The sequence below is a fragment of the Halomonas sp. YLGW01 genome, from assembly GCF_014840935.1.
Classification (GTDB): domain Bacteria; phylum Pseudomonadota; class Gammaproteobacteria; order Pseudomonadales; family Halomonadaceae; genus Onishia.
Genome location: NZ_CP062005.1, coordinates 1,591,857 through 1,607,871 on the forward strand (window position 1 = coordinate 1,591,857; position 16,015 = coordinate 1,607,871).

At 63.3% G+C, this 16,015-nt stretch carries 19 protein-coding genes; 7 read left to right on the top strand and 12 right to left on the bottom strand.

Annotated features, from left to right (window positions below; all coding sequences use genetic code 11):
• Positions 1-148 precede the first annotated feature (148 nt).
• Positions 149-682: a carboxypeptidase-like regulatory domain-containing protein gene (locus IEJ03_RS07355; protein ID WP_192036988.1), complete on the bottom strand. Its 534-nt coding sequence runs from the start codon at positions 680-682 to the stop codon at positions 149-151.
• A gap of 276 nt (positions 683-958) precedes the next feature.
• On the opposite strand from IEJ03_RS07355, the gene IEJ03_RS07360 reads away from it, so the two are divergent.
• The 6 genes from IEJ03_RS07360 (at position 959) to IEJ03_RS07385 (ending at position 3,900) form a co-directional block, all read left to right on the top strand.
• The gene (locus tag IEJ03_RS07360; protein ID WP_192036989.1) at positions 959-1,627 is read left to right on the top strand and encodes a Bax inhibitor-1/YccA family protein; all 669 of its coding nucleotides are present in this window, start codon (positions 959-961) and stop codon (positions 1,625-1,627) included.
• Between the two features lie 130 nt (positions 1,628-1,757).
• A complete protein-coding gene (tusD, locus tag IEJ03_RS07365; RefSeq protein WP_192036990.1) occupies positions 1,758-2,150 on the top strand; it encodes a sulfurtransferase complex subunit TusD in 393 nt (130 codons plus the stop codon).
• Between the two features lie 13 nt (positions 2,151-2,163).
• Entirely contained in the window at positions 2,164-2,559 is a 396-nt protein-coding gene (gene tusC, locus IEJ03_RS07370; protein ID WP_192036991.1) for a sulfurtransferase complex subunit TusC, read from the top strand.
• Between the two features lie 55 nt (positions 2,560-2,614).
• A complete protein-coding gene (gene tusB, locus IEJ03_RS07375; protein WP_192036992.1) occupies positions 2,615-2,905 on the top strand; it encodes a sulfurtransferase complex subunit TusB in 291 nt (96 codons plus the stop codon).
• Positions 2,905-3,258, top strand: a complete 354-nt coding sequence (locus tag IEJ03_RS07380) for a TusE/DsrC/DsvC family sulfur relay protein (RefSeq protein WP_192036993.1) — start codon at positions 2,905-2,907, stop codon at positions 3,256-3,258. The genes tusB and IEJ03_RS07380 overlap by 1 nt, the downstream gene beginning before the upstream one ends.
• A gap of 63 nt (positions 3,259-3,321) precedes the next feature.
• Positions 3,322-3,900 carry an ACP phosphodiesterase gene (locus tag IEJ03_RS07385; RefSeq protein ID WP_192036994.1) on the top strand — a complete coding sequence of 193 codons (579 nt, stop codon included), beginning with the start codon at positions 3,322-3,324 and terminating at the stop codon, positions 3,898-3,900.
• Here the strand turns inward: IEJ03_RS07385 and glp are convergent.
• From glp to IEJ03_RS07440, 11 genes are all read right to left on the bottom strand, one after another.
• Positions 3,887-5,104, bottom strand: coding sequence for a gephyrin-like molybdotransferase Glp (gene glp / locus IEJ03_RS07390; RefSeq protein WP_192036995.1), 1,218 nt, complete (start codon positions 5,102-5,104; stop codon positions 3,887-3,889). The genes IEJ03_RS07385 and glp overlap by 14 nt on opposite strands.
• Positions 5,105-5,178: 74 nt before the next feature.
• Positions 5,179-5,709 carry a molybdenum cofactor biosynthesis protein B gene (gene moaB / locus IEJ03_RS07395; protein ID WP_192036996.1) on the bottom strand — a complete coding sequence of 177 codons (531 nt, stop codon included), beginning with the start codon at positions 5,707-5,709 and terminating at the stop codon, positions 5,179-5,181.
• Positions 5,706-6,023, bottom strand: coding sequence for a DUF1244 domain-containing protein (locus tag IEJ03_RS07400; RefSeq protein WP_192036997.1), 318 nt, complete (start codon positions 6,021-6,023; stop codon positions 5,706-5,708). The genes moaB and IEJ03_RS07400 overlap by 4 nt, the downstream gene beginning before the upstream one ends.
• Before the next feature lie 125 nt (positions 6,024-6,148).
• Positions 6,149-7,201, bottom strand: coding sequence for a formate dehydrogenase subunit gamma (locus IEJ03_RS07405; RefSeq protein ID WP_192036998.1), 1,053 nt, complete (start codon positions 7,199-7,201; stop codon positions 6,149-6,151).
• A 9-nt stretch (positions 7,202-7,210) separates the two neighbouring features.
• Positions 7,211-7,837 (bottom strand): formate dehydrogenase FDH3 subunit beta, encoded by a 627-nt coding sequence (gene fdh3B / locus IEJ03_RS07410; RefSeq protein WP_192036999.1) that lies wholly within the window; start codon positions 7,835-7,837, stop codon positions 7,211-7,213.
• A 60-nt stretch (positions 7,838-7,897) separates the two neighbouring features.
• On the bottom strand, positions 7,898-10,756 hold the full coding sequence (locus IEJ03_RS07415; RefSeq protein ID WP_192037000.1) for a formate dehydrogenase subunit alpha: 2,859 nt from the start codon (positions 10,754-10,756) through the stop codon (positions 7,898-7,900).
• A 35-nt stretch (positions 10,757-10,791) separates the two neighbouring features.
• On the bottom strand, positions 10,792-10,992 hold the full coding sequence (locus IEJ03_RS07420) for a twin-arginine translocation signal domain-containing protein (RefSeq protein WP_192037001.1): 201 nt from the start codon (positions 10,990-10,992) through the stop codon (positions 10,792-10,794).
• Positions 10,993-11,071: 79 nt separating this feature from the next.
• Positions 11,072-11,758 (bottom strand): molecular chaperone TorD family protein, encoded by a 687-nt coding sequence (locus tag IEJ03_RS07425; protein ID WP_192037002.1) that lies wholly within the window; start codon positions 11,756-11,758, stop codon positions 11,072-11,074.
• Between the two features lie 53 nt (positions 11,759-11,811).
• Positions 11,812-13,581: a 4Fe-4S dicluster domain-containing protein gene (locus IEJ03_RS07430; protein ID WP_192037003.1), complete on the bottom strand. Its 1,770-nt coding sequence runs from the start codon at positions 13,579-13,581 to the stop codon at positions 11,812-11,814.
• A gap of 221 nt (positions 13,582-13,802) precedes the next feature.
• Positions 13,803-14,384, bottom strand: coding sequence for a DUF3306 domain-containing protein (locus IEJ03_RS07435; protein ID WP_192037004.1), 582 nt, complete (start codon positions 14,382-14,384; stop codon positions 13,803-13,805).
• Positions 14,381-14,812, bottom strand: coding sequence for a DUF3305 domain-containing protein (locus tag IEJ03_RS07440; protein WP_192037005.1), 432 nt, complete (start codon positions 14,810-14,812; stop codon positions 14,381-14,383). The genes IEJ03_RS07435 and IEJ03_RS07440 overlap by 4 nt, the downstream gene beginning before the upstream one ends.
• 250 nt (positions 14,813-15,062) lie before the next feature.
• On the opposite strand from IEJ03_RS07440, the gene IEJ03_RS07445 reads away from it, so the two are divergent.
• On the top strand, positions 15,063-15,917 hold the full coding sequence (locus IEJ03_RS07445) for a formate dehydrogenase accessory sulfurtransferase FdhD (RefSeq protein WP_192037006.1): 855 nt from the start codon (positions 15,063-15,065) through the stop codon (positions 15,915-15,917).
• Positions 15,918-16,015: the final 98 nt, after the last annotated feature.

A 16,015-nucleotide genomic window follows, 5' to 3' on the forward strand; every position in this document is an offset into this window, starting at 1 on the left:
ATCTCCTGCATGATCGATAGGATTTGCTGCCTAGCGTCTGACGTTTAGGGCTGAGTGGCCGGGTCGTGACCGGCGTCCGAGTGCTCTGGGTCAAGGTTTGTGCAGGTAGCGCAGCGGGTCCGGAGGGAAGCGATATATGCTCGGAGGGCTATCGCTTCAGCGTCACCGAGATCGTCTGACCGCGGCGCACGCTGACCTGGTGAATGATCGGCGGGCCGCCCAGGGCGCCGACACGCCCAGCCACGTAGTAATCACCCGCCGGCAGGCCGCTGGCCACGAAATAGCCGTTGGCATCGGTGCGGGCATAATGCGTGTATTCCCGGGCGCGCGGATCGGCCGGGGCGATGGAACGACCTGACAGCACGACCTCCGCGGCTTCCGCCGAGTAGGTGGTGACTGGAGCGATGGATATCGTCTCGCCGGCCCCGGACACCACCTGGCCGGCGGCATCGCGCTGGTAGAGTCTGCCGCGAATGCTGGCATTGCCGGTTTTCTCGAGCACTGCATATTCCCGCTCGGGGAAACTCACCTGGCGCGGCACTCGGCCATCCTGGCGAGGTTGATCGGGGCCCGGAAGATCCTCGACGGTGGGCCCGCCCGGGGGAGTGGTCGGCCATTGCGGGGCAATCTGGCAGCCCGTGAGTGCAAGGGCCAGCATTGCCACCATGCTCCATCGCATCATGTCCCTTCCTCCTGAGTGCCTGGACAGGCAGTATATCCGTCGCCGATGGATGTCACGAGGTGTCGTCGAATGGCGTCAGTGTCGAACTCCGAGGTGTGAGGGCGCCCCTGAACTGAGGTCACGTGAAGTCTAAAGGCGCTTGAAAAATAAACGCTTGGCTATCACAACCTAGCGTTGAAACAAGGTATGTTGCCTGACCATAGGTTCTTGCGTCCTGAACGCCGACGCGGCATCCTTGGTCGAAGGTATGATTATCAACAAAGGGAGCATCGACAGATGGCCTATCAAGACACGCAGGTAACACAACGCCAGGAGAGTGCCGTCAGCGCCAACAAGGTGCTGCGTAACACTTACGCGCTGTTGGCCATGACGCTGCTGTTCTCTGCACTGAGCGCCGGCGCCGCCGTGGCCATGGGCATCCAGCAGATGAATATCCTGGTCTTCTTCATCGGCGCCTATGGGCTGATGTTTCTGGTGCACAAGACCGCCAATTCCGCCATGGGTCTGCTTTCGACCTTCGCCTTTACTGGCTTCATGGGCTTCACGCTGGGGCCGATCCTCAGTGCTTACCTGACGCTGCCTAATGGCGCGGCGCTGATCATGAACGCCCTGGCCATGACCGGGGCGACCTTCATCGGCCTGTCCGCGGTGGCGTTGGTTACCAAGAAGGACTTCGGCTTCCTGGCCAACTTCCTGACGGCCGGTGCCATTGTGCTGATTCTGGCCATGGTGGCGGGGATCTTCTTCGAGATTCCGGCCCTGTCGCTGGCTGTTTCCGCCGGTTTCGTGCTGTTCTCCTCGGCGGCGATCCTCTTCCAGACCAGCGAGATCGTGCATCGTAGTGGCGAGACCAACTACATTCTCGCGACCATTACCCTGTACGTCTCGATCTACAATCTGTTCATCAGCCTGTTGTCGATCCTTGGGATCATGAGCAACGACTGAGCCCAGCAGGCGAGTTGTTCTTGGCCCCGCCTACCCGGTGGGGCCAAGTCGTTTCTGGTGTAGTGGTCACGTTTGTCGTCTGACTACCTGCCAACAACTTTCTACACCCGCCCCTTGCTGCGAGGAAACCATGCGCTATGCATTGCTGGTCCAGGGGGGACCCTACAGCTCACAGGCGGCCCATTCGGCGCTTCGCTTTGCCAGAGCAGTGATCGCCCGGGGGCATCGCCTGGACACGGTGTTCTTCTATCACGACGGTGTCTACAATGCGGCCCGCCTGTCGGCGCCACCTCAGGATGAACCCCATCTGGGCGATGCCTGGCGTTCCCTGCATGACGAGCATGGCACCGAACTGCTGGTGTGCATTGCGGCCGGGCTACGTCGTGGCCTGCTCGACGCGCGAGAGGCGGCTCGCCATGGCAAGGAGGGGCACAGCCTTGAAGCCCCCTTCGAGCTGACCGGGCTTGGCCAATTGGTCGAAGCCGGGCTTAGCCATGACCGCCTGGTGACCTTTTCCCCATGAATGAGGCCTTGTGATGAGCGAGCCCGAGACTGCCTTCGATAAGACCGTGGCCGAGGGTGACCTGCTAGTCATCCTGCGTCATGCGCCACACGGTTCCAGCTGGTTGCGTGAAGGCCTCGACACCGCCCTGGTCGCTGCCGCCTTCGGGCAACGGGTATCGCTGCTGTTTGCAGGCGACGGCGTGCTGGCACTGCTGACTGGCCAGCAGGCGGGGCCGCTGGGGCAGAAGGGCACCCATGGCGTGATCGACATGCTGGCCATGTATGATATCGAGACGCTGTTGGTCGATGAACGTGCCCTGAGCAGCCGAGGCCTAAGCGTGGAGGATCTGATGCTGCCGGTGTCATCGGTGGAGGGCGATTCCTTGGCGGCACTGCTCGACGGCCATCGACTGGTCTTGAATTTCTGAGGCTCTCGCCAGTTCTACAGGGTGATATCTTCCGGCTACAAGGAGAGCCTTACGCATGATTCTTCATCTTCTCAACCGCTCGCCCGCCACCAGCCGGGTCGTCGAGGACACCCTGGCGGCGATGGGGCCCGATGATCGGCTGCTGCTCATCGAGGACGGGGTGATGGGGGGGCTGCCCGTTCACGCGAAGGTCTTCACGGCCCTCGCTGGACGGGTCTTTGCCCTGCGGGAGGACCTGGACGCTCGCGGCCTGCTTGAGCGTTGCGGGGCGCACGTGAATATCGTGGATGTTGAGGGCTTCGTGACCCTGACCGAGGAAACCTACAAGACAGTGAGCTGGTACTGATGGCCTCTACCGAAATATACCGTTATCTCTCTGTGCAAGAGAAGCATGTCGGCCTGGACCCGGAGGGGTTTCTGGTCAACATGGCGGACTGGTCACCGGCGGTGGCCGAGGCGCTGGCAGCGGAAGAATCGCGCACGCTCACCGCGGAGCACTGGGAGGTCATCGAGGTGTTGCGGGACTTCTATGCCCGTTACGAGATGGCGCCGGCCATGCGTCCGCTGGTCAAGGCCGTCGGGCTGGCGCTGGGTGCCGAGAAGGGCAAGTCTCTGCACCTGATGCGCCTCTTCCCGGATAGCCCGGCCAAGGTCGGAGCAAGGCTTGCCGGGCTGCCCAAGCCCGCGAACTGCCTGTGAGCCCTCCCTTGCCATGCTCGTGGCGATCAGGCCTGAGAGCGCCCGCATGAAGGAGCCGGGGTCATGAATTTTCTCGCCCATGCCTGGCTGGCTCATCACGGTAGTGATGATTTCCTGTACGGAAACCTGATTGCCGATGGTGTCAAGGGCAGTGATCTGAGCGCCTGGCCGTTATCGGTGGCGGCAGGCATCCGCCATCATCGCCGCGTCGATGCCTTGGTCGATCATCATCCGCGCACGTTGGCCGCAAGGGGCAGGGCGCCCGAGGGCCTTGGCCGCTATGCGCCGATTGCCCTAGATCTTGTCTGGGATCACTTCCTGTCCCGCCTGCTGGCCGATGACACTGCCCAGCAGGCGTTGATCGTTCGCTGCTACCGATTGCTCGATGCACAGCCGGCACCGGCGCGCCTGGCCGCAATGGTGCCGGTGCTCGTCGAGCAGGACTGGCTGAATCGCTACGCGGACTTCGGTTTTACCTGCCGAGCCATCGCCGGCATTGGTCAACGCCTCAGCGGCCCCAATCGCCTGGCCGAACTGTTGCCCTGGCTTGATGCCGACTACTCATCGCTGGAGGCCGACTTCCGCCTGCTCTGGCCCGACATGGAGCAGTCGCTGGGCGCGCCCGGCGTCAGGCTTCCGTGAGCCATAGGCAATCGATGGCATCACCGGGGGCGATGCTGGTATTAGCCGGCACCACGGCCAGGGCGTTGGCCGTCACGCAGGAGGACAGCACCCCCGAATTCTGGTCGGCAAAGGCGCTGGCCACCGGTCCTTCCGGAAGAAAACGCAGCTCGACGCGCATATAGTGCCGACGTTCCCTGGTATGGGTGGTGAAGTCGGCACGGGCGCGCAGCCGAGGCAGTTCAGCAAGGGCAGGGCTGCCCAGCAGCGCGCCAAGCAGCGGACGCAGGTAGATCCAGGCCCCCACATAGCTTGATACAGGATTGCCGGGCAGGCCGACTAGCCGGGCCTCGCCATTGGTGGTCGGCAGGCGTCCCAGTGCCAGCGGCTTGCCCGGTCGCATGGCCAGTCGCCACAGGTCGAGCTGCCCCAGCTGTTCCAGAGCCGCTTTGACGTGATCCTCTTCGCCGACGCTGACACCACCGGTGGTGATAACCACGTCGGCCTGTGCGGCGGCCTCGCCAAGCAAGTGACAGGTGGTGGCGAAATCATCGGCGACGCGCCGGGCCATCACCACTTCGCCGCCGAAGCGCTCGATCAGGCGTCTCAGCATGGGGCGGTTGGAGTTATAGATCTGCCCGGGGCCCAAAGGCTCGCCGGGATCGACGATCTCGTCGCCGGTCGACAGCAGGGCAATCCGCGGTCGACGACGCACGGTGACCTCGGTGATGCCCTGACCCGCCAGCTGGCCCAGGGCCGCGGCCTCGAGCCGTGTACCGGTGGCCAACAGGCGAGTACCGACGCTGACGTCTCGCCCACGTCGGCGGACGTTATCACCGGCCGGGATATCGGCGGGTATCCATGCCTGGTTGCCGTCGCGCTCGACACGCTCCTGCATGACCACACAATCGGCGCCAGGCGGCAGTTCGCTGCCGGTGAACAGGCGTACGCAAGTGCCGGGCGCGAGTGGTTTGGCCGGCGCGCCAGCGGGAATCCGCTGGCTGACCGGTAGCCATTGGCCGGCGTCTTCGGCCCGCAGGGCATAGCCGTCCATTGCACTGTTATCGAAGGTCGGCACGTCCAGACGCGCCGCGACGTCCTCGGCCAGCACCCGTCCGGCTGCGGCCTCGCAGGTGATCGATTCGCTCGCGACTGGCCTGACGCCTTCGAGCAATGCCGCCAGGGCATCTTCGACGCTCTGTAGCTCGCTCGACGGGTCAGCCATGGGTGCCGCGCTCCGGAATCACGAGGCTGGCCTGGGGTGATAGAACGGTGCAGGGCTCGGGCAGGGCGTGCGTTTTATCCATGGGTGCCACGCTCCGGGATCACGAGATTCGCATAATTGCAGGGCTTGTGACCGCCATCCAGCTGCTCGCTGAGAATGCCATCCCAGGCGGTGCGACAGGCGCCGGTGGAGCCGGGCAGGCAGAACACCACGGTGGCGTTGGCGAGCCCGCCGAGGCAGCGGCTCTGGATGGTCGAGCTGCCGATTTCCTGCCACGACAGGTGGCGGAAGAGTTCGCCGAAGCCTTCGATGCGCTTATCGAGTAACACCTCGACCGCTTCCGGTGTGGAGTCACGGCCGGTAAAGCCGGTCCCACCGGTGGTCAGTATCACCTGGACATCGGGCGCGGCGATCCAGGTGGCGACCTGGGCGCGGATCACGTAGACATCGTCGGGCAGAATGCGCTTCTCGGCCAGCACGTGGCCGGCCGCCGTTAGTCGCTCGACCAGGGCTTGACCACTGCGGTCGGTATCTTCGCTGCGAGTATCGGAAACGGTGAGTACCGCGATACGCAGGGGCTCGAAGCCGGGACGCGTCTCGCTCATGCCTTATCCTTCTTGCCCTGGTTGCGGGCCTCCAGGGCTGCCAGCTGCTCGGGGGTGGCCGGTGTCTGATGGTGCTTCTTCCACTCGCTGTAAGGCATGCCGTAGACATACTCACGAGCTGCTTCGTAATCGAGCTCGGCGCCTCGCTCATCGGCGGCGGTCGCCAGCCATTTCGACAGGCAGTTGCGACAGAAGTCGGCAAGAATCATCAGGTCGATGTTCTGCACGTCCTTGTTGTCATCAAGATGCTTGAGCAGGCGGCGAAAGGCGGCCGCTTCGAGGTCGGTGCGGGTCGCGTCGTCGAGATGCTGCATGGTCGTGGCTCCTGCTGGTGGGGCCCCAGAGGAAGAGAGAGGGCCGCTGGTTCAGATATTCATCAAGCATAACAAAAGACACCGCCGGTGGGCGGTGTCTTGGCGGTTGACGAGTTCGGGTGAGTCTAGCCGGGGGTGCCGGGCGGCTGGCTGGCCTGATGGGGCTCGTCAGTTGATGCCGAAGGCTCCGGGGTGACGGCCTGATCCTTGACCTCCTCATACCACAGGCTGTGGTGTTCCTTGGCCCAGGTCTCATCGACGTAGCCGGTAGCCATGCCCTCCAGGGCGCCTTCGGTACCAATAGTGCCGATGTAGATATGGCCAAGGGCCACGGCGGTCAGTGCCAGGGCACCCAGTGAGTGGATGACGTTGGCCCACTGCATGGTATCTCGGCCTTGGCCATAGTTCGGGAAGTCCATCACCAGGCCGCTGGCGATCACCAGTAGGCCGGCGGTGGCCAGCAACCAGTACCAGGCCTTCTCGCCGCCGTTGGCGAAGTGGGCATCGACGTGCTCCTTGCCGACCAGCCCGCCGCCCTTCTTGAACCACTCCCAGTCCCGCTTGTTCGGTATGTTCAGCTTCAGGAACTTGGCCAGAATGACGATCAGCAGGATGCCGAACAGCGGTCCCAGGTAGTTATGCAGTACCTTGGTGCCCGACATCATGGCCGCCCAGACACCGTCGCCGAAAAGAGGGCGGAACACGAACTTGCCATAGAGCAGGTTGAGCCCAGTCAGCGCCAGGACGATGAACAGGCTCGCCACCGACCAGTGCAAGGCACGCGACAGTGTGGACCAGCGCAGCAACTTGCGCCCGGTGCGTGGCTCCTCAAGGTCTTTGCGGCCAACGATGAGGTAGAACACCAGGATCAGCGCTGCCATGCCGCCGACGGCGATCAGCCCGAAGGGCGAGACCCAACGGCTGCGGATCTGCCGCCAGGTCTCACCGCTCGGGTTGACCAGGTTGTAGGTGGACTCGAAACGGGTGTCGATGAAGTTCTCGCCGCTCTTCACCTGCCGCCAGATCTCGGCGTCGATCGGCGGCACAGCGGTGGCCAGTTCGCCCTTGGGGTCGGCGCCCTGCGCCAGCGCCTGACCGGCGAGAAGCAGGCTCGTCAGCAGCAACAGGAGCAGGGTCAGCCGTCGGCCAAGGGCCAGGCATGCGTTGTGGGTGTGCATAGGGCCTCCTTACTCCTGACGGGTCGCGTCGTAGGCGAGGTTATCCATCGAGGTCTGCGGGCCCGCTCGCTGGACCGATGACCAGGCGGCATCCTTGTGACCGCGCTGGACTACGCGCTGACGGAAGATGTCGGCCACGGTCTGAGCGTCACCTGCAATCAGCGCCTTGGTGGAGCACATCTCGGCGCACAGCGGCAGCTTGCCTTCATCGATGCGGTTGGCACCGTACTTCGCATATTCCTCCTCCTTGCTCTCGGCCGGTCCGCCGGCACAGTAGGTGCACTTGTCCATCTTGCCGCGCTCGCCAAAAGCCTCGGTGCCAGGAAACTGCGGTGCACCGAAGGGGCAGGCATAGAGGCAATAGCCGCAGCCGATGCACAGATCCTTGTCATGCAGCACGATGCCATCGTCGCGCTGGAAGAGGGTCTCGGTCGGGCACACCGCGATGCAGGGGGCATCATCGCAGTGCATGCAAGCCACCGAGATCGATACCTCGGTGGGCTCGCCGTCGTTCAGTGTCACCACGCGCCGGCGCTGGATGCCCCACTCCACTTCGTTGGCGTTCTTGCAGGCGGTCACGCAGCCGTTGCACTCGATGCAGCGCTCCGCGTCACACATGAATTTCATCGTCGCCATGGTCGTCTCCTCACCCCCGGGACCGGTCATGCCCGGGGGGATTGCTTAGGGGGTCGGGGCTCAGCTGGCCCGCTCGATCCGGCACAGGGTGCATTTGGTTTCCTGCATCTGTGTCACGGTGTCGTAGCCATAGGTGGTTGCGGTGTTGGCGGCCTCGCCCAGCACATAGGGCGCCGAGCCTTCCGGATAGCGGTCATGCAGGCTCTCGCCCTGGAACATGCCGCCAAAGTGGAAGGGCATGAAGACCACCTCCCGGGCGACGCGCGGGGTGACCATGGCCTTGACCCTGACGCGTCCTCCTTCGGCGCCTTCGACCCACACCATCTCGCCGTCCTTGATCGACAGGTCATTGGCCAGCGCCGGGTTGATCTCGACGAACATTTCCTGCTGCAGCTCGGCCAGCCAGGACATGGAGCGGGTCTCCTCGCCGCCCCCTTCGTATTCCACCAGGCGTCCCGAGGTGAGGATGATCGGGTAGCGGTCGGTGACATCCTTCTGCTGGATGCTCTTGTAGAGGGTCGGCAGGCGGTAGTGGGAGGCGACGTCATCCCAGGTCGGATAGTCGGCGACCAGGTCGCGACGGCTGGTATAGAGGGGTTCGCGATGCTTGGGGATGGGGTCCGGGAAGGTCCAGACGTTGCAGCGGGCCTTGGCGTTGCCGAATGGCGCGCATTCGTGGGCGATGGCGACGCGCTGGATGCCGCCGGACAGGTCGGTCTTCCAATTGTTGCCCTCGGCGGCTTGCTGTTCGGCGGGCGTCAGGTCATCCCACCATCCCAGGTCCTTGAGCATATCGGCGGTGAACTCCGGGTAGCCGTCATCGAGCTCGGAACCCTGACTGAAGGAGTTGTCGGCCAGCAGCGAGATCCCGTCGCGCTCGATGCCGAAGCGGGCGCGGAACGTAAGCCCGCCCTTTGAGACCGGCTTGGAGGTGTCGTAGAGGATCGGCGTACCGGGGTGGCGCATCTCGGCGGTTCCCCAACAGGGCCAGGGCAGGCCGTAATAGTCGCCGTCAGCGGGGCCGCCCTCGGCCTTCAGGTCGCTGAAACTGAAGGTGTGCCAGTTCTGCTGGTGCTGCTTGAGGCGTTCCGGGCTTTGGCCGGTGTAACCCACCGTCCACATGCCGCGGTTGAACTCGCGCGTGATGTCTTCGATCAGCGGTTCGGTGCCGTTGACGGTGATGTTCTTGAACAGTTCATCGGCAAAGCCCAGCTTGCGGGCCAGTAGGTACATGATCTCGTGGTCGGGCTTGGACTCGAAAGCGGGCTCAATGACCTTGTCCCGCCACTGGATGGAGCGGTTGGTGGCGGTCACGCTGCCGTAGGTCTCGAACTGCGTGCAGGCCGGCAGCAGGTAGACGCCGTCGCTGCGCCCGTGCATGACCGCCGCGACGGTCGGGTAGGGATCGACGATGACCATCATCTCGAGCTGCTGCATGGCCTTCTGCATTTCCGGCCCGCGAGTCTGCGAGTTGACCGCATGGCCCCAGTAGAACATCGCCTTCAGCTTGGAGCGTTGGGAGATCTGGTCCTCCTGCTCAAGCACCCCATCGATCCAGCGCGACACGGTGATGCCACTGGAGTACATCGGCTTGCCATCGGTGTAGTCGGATTGGTCGAAGCGACTCTTCAGCCACTCGTAGTCCAGATCCCATACCCCTGCCCAGTGCTTCCAGGCACCTTCGGCGAGGCCGTAGTAGCCGGGCAGGGAGTGCGACATCAGGCCCAGGTCGGTGGCGCCCTGAACGTTGTCGTGGCCTCGGAAGATATTGGCCCCGCCGCCGGACTTGCCGATGTTGCCGAGCGCCAGTTCGAGGATGCAGTAGGCGCGTGTGTTGTTGTTGCCGGTGGTGTGCTGGGTACCGCCCATGCACCAGACGACGCAGCCGGGACGGTTGTCGGCCAGCGTCTTGGCGGTGTCGTACATCACTGCCTCGGGAATGCCGGTGATGTTCTCCACCACGTCAGGCGAGTAGGACGCGACTTCGGCGCGCACCTCCTCCATGGCGTAGACCCGCTGCTCAATGTACTCGCTATCTTCCCAGCCGTTCTCGAAGATGTGCCACAGAAGGCCCCAGATGAAGGCAACGTCCGAGCCGGGGCGCAGGCGCACATACTTGTTTGCCTTGGCGGCGGTGCGGGTGAAACGAGGATCGACGACGATGATCTGCGCCTGGCTGCGTTCCTTGGCCAGCAGGATGTGCTGCATCGCGACCGGGTGGGCTTCGCTGGGGTTCGAGCCAATGAAGATGATCGACTTGCTGTTCTGAAGGTCATTGAGCGAGTTGGTCATCGCACCGTAACCCCAGGTGTTGGCCACCCCCGCGACGGTGGTCGAATGGCAGATGCGGGCCTGATGGTCGGTGTTGTTGGTGCCTGCCAGGGCCGCGAACTTGCGCATCAGGTAGGACTGTTCGTTGTTGAACTTGGCCGAGCCCAGCCAGTAGATACTGTCGGGGCTGTAGGTCTCGCTGAGCTCGAGCACCTTGTTGCCGATCTCTTCGATGGCGTCTTCCCAGGAGAGCCGCTGCCACTCACCGCCGACCAGCTTCATCGGGTACTTGAGACGCCGGCTGGAGTGGCCGTGCTCGCGCAGGGAGGCACCCTTGGCGCAGTGGGCGCCGCGGTTGATCGGATGGTCGAAGGCCGGTTCCTGGTGGGTCCAGATGCCTTCCTGAACCTCGGCATAGACGCCGCAGCCTACCGAGCAATGCGAGCAGATGGTCCGCTTGGTTTCCACCGGCGAATCGAGGACTGGTGTCTTGTCGGCGGCATCCGCCGATCGCACCATCGAGTGGCCCATGAAACCGGCGCTGGCGATGCCCCCCGTGGCGAGGGCGCCACGCTGCATGAATTGTCGGCGGGAAATGCCCAGGCCGTTACTCGCCTTGGCGGTGTCGGAAGTACGCGTCAATCGCATGGTGTCGATCCTCTTGGCCGAAAGGGCGATCCGGGTCAGTCACGCAGGGTGGCGTAGTAACGGCGGATGTGGTCGGTCTCGCGATAGCCGCGAGGCGTGTCAGGCGTCGCCGCCGGCGAGGTCTCTGCCTGCACCAGGGGCGCCTGGCCGATGGCCACGATGGCGCCCGCCGCCGCGGTGCCGGTGCCAAGAGTTTTCAGGAAGTGGCGTCGTTGTGGGTTGTGTTGTTGTGCCATGGTTCACTCCTCTGCGACCCGGATCCGGTTTCCCGGGATCGTTTTTATCGGTACTGGCTGCCTTGGTTATCGGTCATGTTCAGTTATCGGTCATGTCTGGCGTCGGTCTAATGGTGTCTGCGTCGGGGGAAAGAATGCGTACCGGTTGGTGCGCCGCCTCGGCCGCCTGATGGCGATGTTCTTCGGCCATGAAGGCGCTACCGAGTGCGCCCACATGAGCATAGAAGGGGGTGTCGACGGACGCGAGATCATCGAAGCAGCGCTTTGCCCAGGGCGAGAGATGTGCCATGAAGAAGGCGGCGGCCTCATCGCGATGATCGTCGTCCAGCAGCATCGCCATGACCTCGCAGATGGCAGCGAGATGATCTTCCGGGTCGCGGCAGTCTTCGGCGCGGGCAATGCCGAGACGACGCAAGTCGCGACGCAGGGCCAGCAGTGGCTCATCCATCAGGTTGCCTTGCCGATACCAGGAGGCATAAGGCGTGATCTCTCCCTCGATGACCCCTACCAGGTGACGGAAATGTGCCCGGGACAGCTGGGCTGCGTGCTCATCCGGAACGGTTTCCCCTGCCGACTGGATCAGCGAGGTCCAGCAGGTTGCCAGTACACTGCCATCCGTCTCTGCGTCGAGCTCTGCAAGCCAGGCCAGAAGATCTGGTGTGGGAGGTTCGCGCACCAGTCTGGCCAACAGCCGGTAGATGTCGGCGCGCAGGGCGTCGGTGTCATGCTGTGAGCCGGGCTGATTGGTCGGTGAGGCTTCGGTCATGGCGGTTACCTGGTCGTCAACATCGTCATTGAGGCCGTCATTCAGCGCTTGTTTTAGATCTTCAACTGGGACTCGGGGTCCTTTACCAGGTCCTGCCAGACATCCTTGACGCGGCAGACCTCACACATTTCCAGGCGAGCCAGGGCATCACCGGCAAAATATGGGTGATCCGCGAGCTTGGTCTTGATGCTGGCGATGGCACTCATACTGGCAAAGGGCTTGCCGCAGCGGATGCAGGGAAAAGCGGCTTCCTGCTTGCGTACCTGGCGTGTGTCGCGCTCCGGTGCTGCCAGGAAGCCAGGCACCAGGCGGATGGCATCCTCAGGGCAGGTCGCCACACAGAGGCCACACTGCACGCAGTCGGTCTCCCGGAAGCTGAGCTCGGGGGATGTTCGACCGCCGGCCAGTGCCGGTGTCGGGCACACCGCCACACAGCCCATGCAGAGCGTGCAGGCGGTGTTGTCGATGGCTACATCGCCGAAGGGCGCACCAGTCGGCATGTCATGACGCCGGTGGCTGGGGTGGCCAGTCGTGGCGAGATGGGCGAGGGTGGCATTGAGCCGTTCACGCTTGCCGGCATCCCTTGATAGGTCGGACGCATCCTGCACGGGAAGCGAGGCCAGTGTGGGCAAGGCATCCCGGCTCGCAGTGTCGCCAGGCGTGAGGATGGTCAGCCGGCGGCAGTCATGCCCGAGGGCCTCGAGCAGGCTGGAGGCCTGGCGATACTGGTCATCGATGAGTGTCTTGAGGCTGGGCGGGAGGGTCGCGGTCAGTTGAACGCGCACCTCGGCAGCACCGGCGGTCAGTGCTGACAGCCAGTGATCCATTCCCGCAGCGCCGAGCTCTTCCAGAGGAACGTCCAGGACATGGCCTGGCACACCAGGTGATTGTGTATCGAGTGATTCTGTCTCGAGGAGCTCAGTCTCGAGAAATTTAGCCTCGACGAACCGCACCACCGGGGCTTGCCCACCTGCAAGGCGGTAAGCTTTCAGCAGGCGCTCTACGTAGGTCTGCTGGTCGACGGGCGGCGGCAATCGGTACTGGATGGCTCCTGTCGGGCAGGCGCTGGTACAGCTGCCGGCGCCATGACAGCGCATGGGGTCGATCTCGATCCAGGATTCGATGCGTCCCGACTGGCGCTTCAGCGCGTCGGCCGGACAGACATCGAGGCAGCGGGTACAGCCGGTCTTGCCACGGCCATCATGGGCGCAGATGTCGTGGTCGATGTGAAAATAGCGGGGCTTGGCGAACTCTCCGACCTGTTGAGGGAGGTCGTTGATGGCGTTCTGGGAATCGTCGGTGCCCCAGGTGGTGGCGGTATAGCCCGGTGGCAGCAGCTCGAGAGTGAGTGTCGGCGGTGTGCCGAGATCCAGCACCAGGTCGAAGTGCGCGCGACCGAGGCTCGCCTTGGCGAGGTCGATGTCACCGTCCTGGTGGGGCAGGGTCAGCGTGAACTTCCCGAGGTAGCCGGCGAGGTGCCAGTCACGTGCCTGATGAACCGACAGCGTGGCGGTGTCGGCCATCAATGATGCCAGCCGCGTCTCATCGTCTGTGGCGTTTTCTTTGCCTACTTCGCCCGTGCCTGCCTCAGTCGCGGCCGAGGTGACCAGCAGGGTCATCGAGGCGAGGCCTTGATCCTTGAGCTCTCGTGCGGCCAGGCGCCCCTCAAGCTCATTGGCGATGATCAACAGGTGCCCATCGCTAGTGTAGGCGACACTCTCAGGCGTGAGGTTGACGGGCCAGGAGACTCGGGATTGCGCGGCGTTTCGGGCGGCCAGATTCGGGCCGGCATCCAGCGAGGTTAGGTCGATACGCTGATTCATGTCACCTCAACAGTCAGGGGCCAGAATATTTTTCAATTCAGTCTTGTCGCTTAAGGCTGACGACGCCAATCCTCATTAGTCTATGATCATCACTAATGTAACTATCGTTTTGATAGCCTTCCCCTATTTCCCGAAAGCGGCAGTTCTCTGGTTTTTCTGATGAGCCCTGCCGATGATTCCTGACGACGAGTCCAGCCGATGGGGCCGGCCACCCAGTGGGACTAGACCTTGTCCGAACCGCCTAGGTCGTCTGGTCCCAGCCTGTCCGACGAGCGTTCAGCCACAGGCTCGCTCTTGAGAGCATCATCTGATCCGGGAGCGTCTTCGGGATCGCCGCTCGATGGGGTGGCCGGGGCGTCGGTGTCTGCGTGACTAACCGCGTGACGGTCGTCTTCTTCATCGAGCTGACGCGTCCATTGACGAAGGCGATCGGCGACCTCCTGAGGGAGGTTCTTGAGCTGACGATAATCCTGGTCGTAATCGTTGAGTCCATCTCGCTGATGGTAGTGGTCTGCCGAAAAGAGACGCTTCAGTGCCCGGCGACGCAGTTCGCGGCTGACGCCACTGGCCAGGTAGGCAGTGAGGTCGCTGCCCGGTGGCAGGGTGTCCGGGTCGGGCAAGTCGTCCGCAGGGGCCTGTGGAGGCGCCTCTTCGCCGGGCGTTGGCGGCAAGGGAGTACTGTCAGCAGTGTTGTGATCGGGCTCCGTGCCGGCCTCGCTCAATGAGCTGGGGTCGTCTGGCGCTTTCTCTTTGACCGGTTCCAGGCCACGCTTGCGCTGCGACCAGCGAGTAAGGCGGGTCATGCCTGATCCTCCCGAGCGCGTCCTGCGCCCTTGCGTTTCTTCTTGCGCCCTTCGACGGGAGCCTCGCCATGATGTGCCAGGTAGGCTTCCAGCCACAGCTGGATAGCCGGTGGCATGGCCACGTCGAGGACCTGTTGTTCGCCATCCATCCAGCTGGCCGCCACTTCCTGGCTGGCGGTCAGGGCGGTGGGTTCAGGCGCTTGTCCCGAGAATCCCGCACGCAGGAACAGGCGTGGGGTGGGCGATCCCAGATTGAATCGATAGGCGGCGCGTTCTGTCAGGTAGAGCTGCAACGCGAGGACCTGGGGGCCGGTGTCGCCGGGCATCAGATCATGAATACGCCACTGGGTTGCGGTGAACCCTTTGATGCGCTTGTGTTCGGGCACGAGGGTGAAGCTGAGTTGCTTACGACTGACGGGGGCGATCATGTCAGGGGTTCTCATGGCGGGGCTTCTCACTTCTGAGCTTCTTTCACAGAGACGTCGCGTGATAAGGCGGTTTGGCTAGTTGCAGTGGTGCGGTATATCGCGAGGTGCCATTGGCGATGAGGAGGTAAAGACAGTAAGCGCTGCGAATGCAATGATGGTCAATATGGGGCACTTGAAGTTTGCCTAATGTCTATTCGCGCGGCGGGGCACCGTGATCGCAAGCGCCGCGCTTGCCGCCAAGGAGCGATGCATGTGTGCGTTACGTCTTAGTCATGCCCGTTTGCCGGCCACCCTTGAGATCGATGTCCGTGACGAGTTTGGTGAAACGCGTCGGCAGGCCATCGCCGCTGAACGTGCGCTGACCGTCTATCTCAACAAGCGGGAAATCGTTACGTTGATGACCCTGGGCGCCGATCCCGAGGCGCTGGTGGTGGGATATCTTCGCAATCAGGGGCTGGTGCCGACGCGAGACGACCTGGCAGCCGTCCATGTCGACTGGGACGTGGAAGCGGCGGCGGTCGTCAGCCGTCGAGCGCCTGATGACCTGGAAGCGCGCCTGGGGCAGCGCACCGTGACGACCGGTTGCGGGCAGGGCACTGTCTTCGGGCGGCTACTCGATACCGTGGGGCTGGCCCCGTTGCCGCGGACCGTGCTGGCGCAATCCACGCTCTATGCCTTGCTCGAGAACCTGGGTGCTTACAACGAAACTTACAAGAGTGCTGGTGCGGTACATGGCTGTGCTTTGTGCCATCAGGGCGAGGTGCTGGATTTCGTCGAGGATGTAGGGCGACACAATGCCGTGGATACCCTGGCCGGGCGCCTCTGGCTCAACGAGGATGACGTCGCGACGTCTGCCGATATTTTTTACACCACTGGCCGGCTGACGTCCGAAATGGTCCTGAAGGTCGCCCAGATGGGGATCGGTATTCTGGTATCGCGTTCGGGAGTGACGCAGAAGGGCGTCGAGTTGGCCGAGCGATTTGGCGTCATGCTGATCGCCCGCGCCAAGGGGCGGCATTTTCAGGCCATTCATGCCACCGAGCGCCTAGTCTACGACGCTAGGCCAACACCGCGCGCGGGGGACCGCAAGACATCTAGCATGTAATAAATTATCGATGCCAGAGTGTTAGCTTTTCACCCGCGGAGCACAATCCCCTCGAGTGGGTGATCACCGCCGGGAGGATGCTGATCGGACTGGCGCTT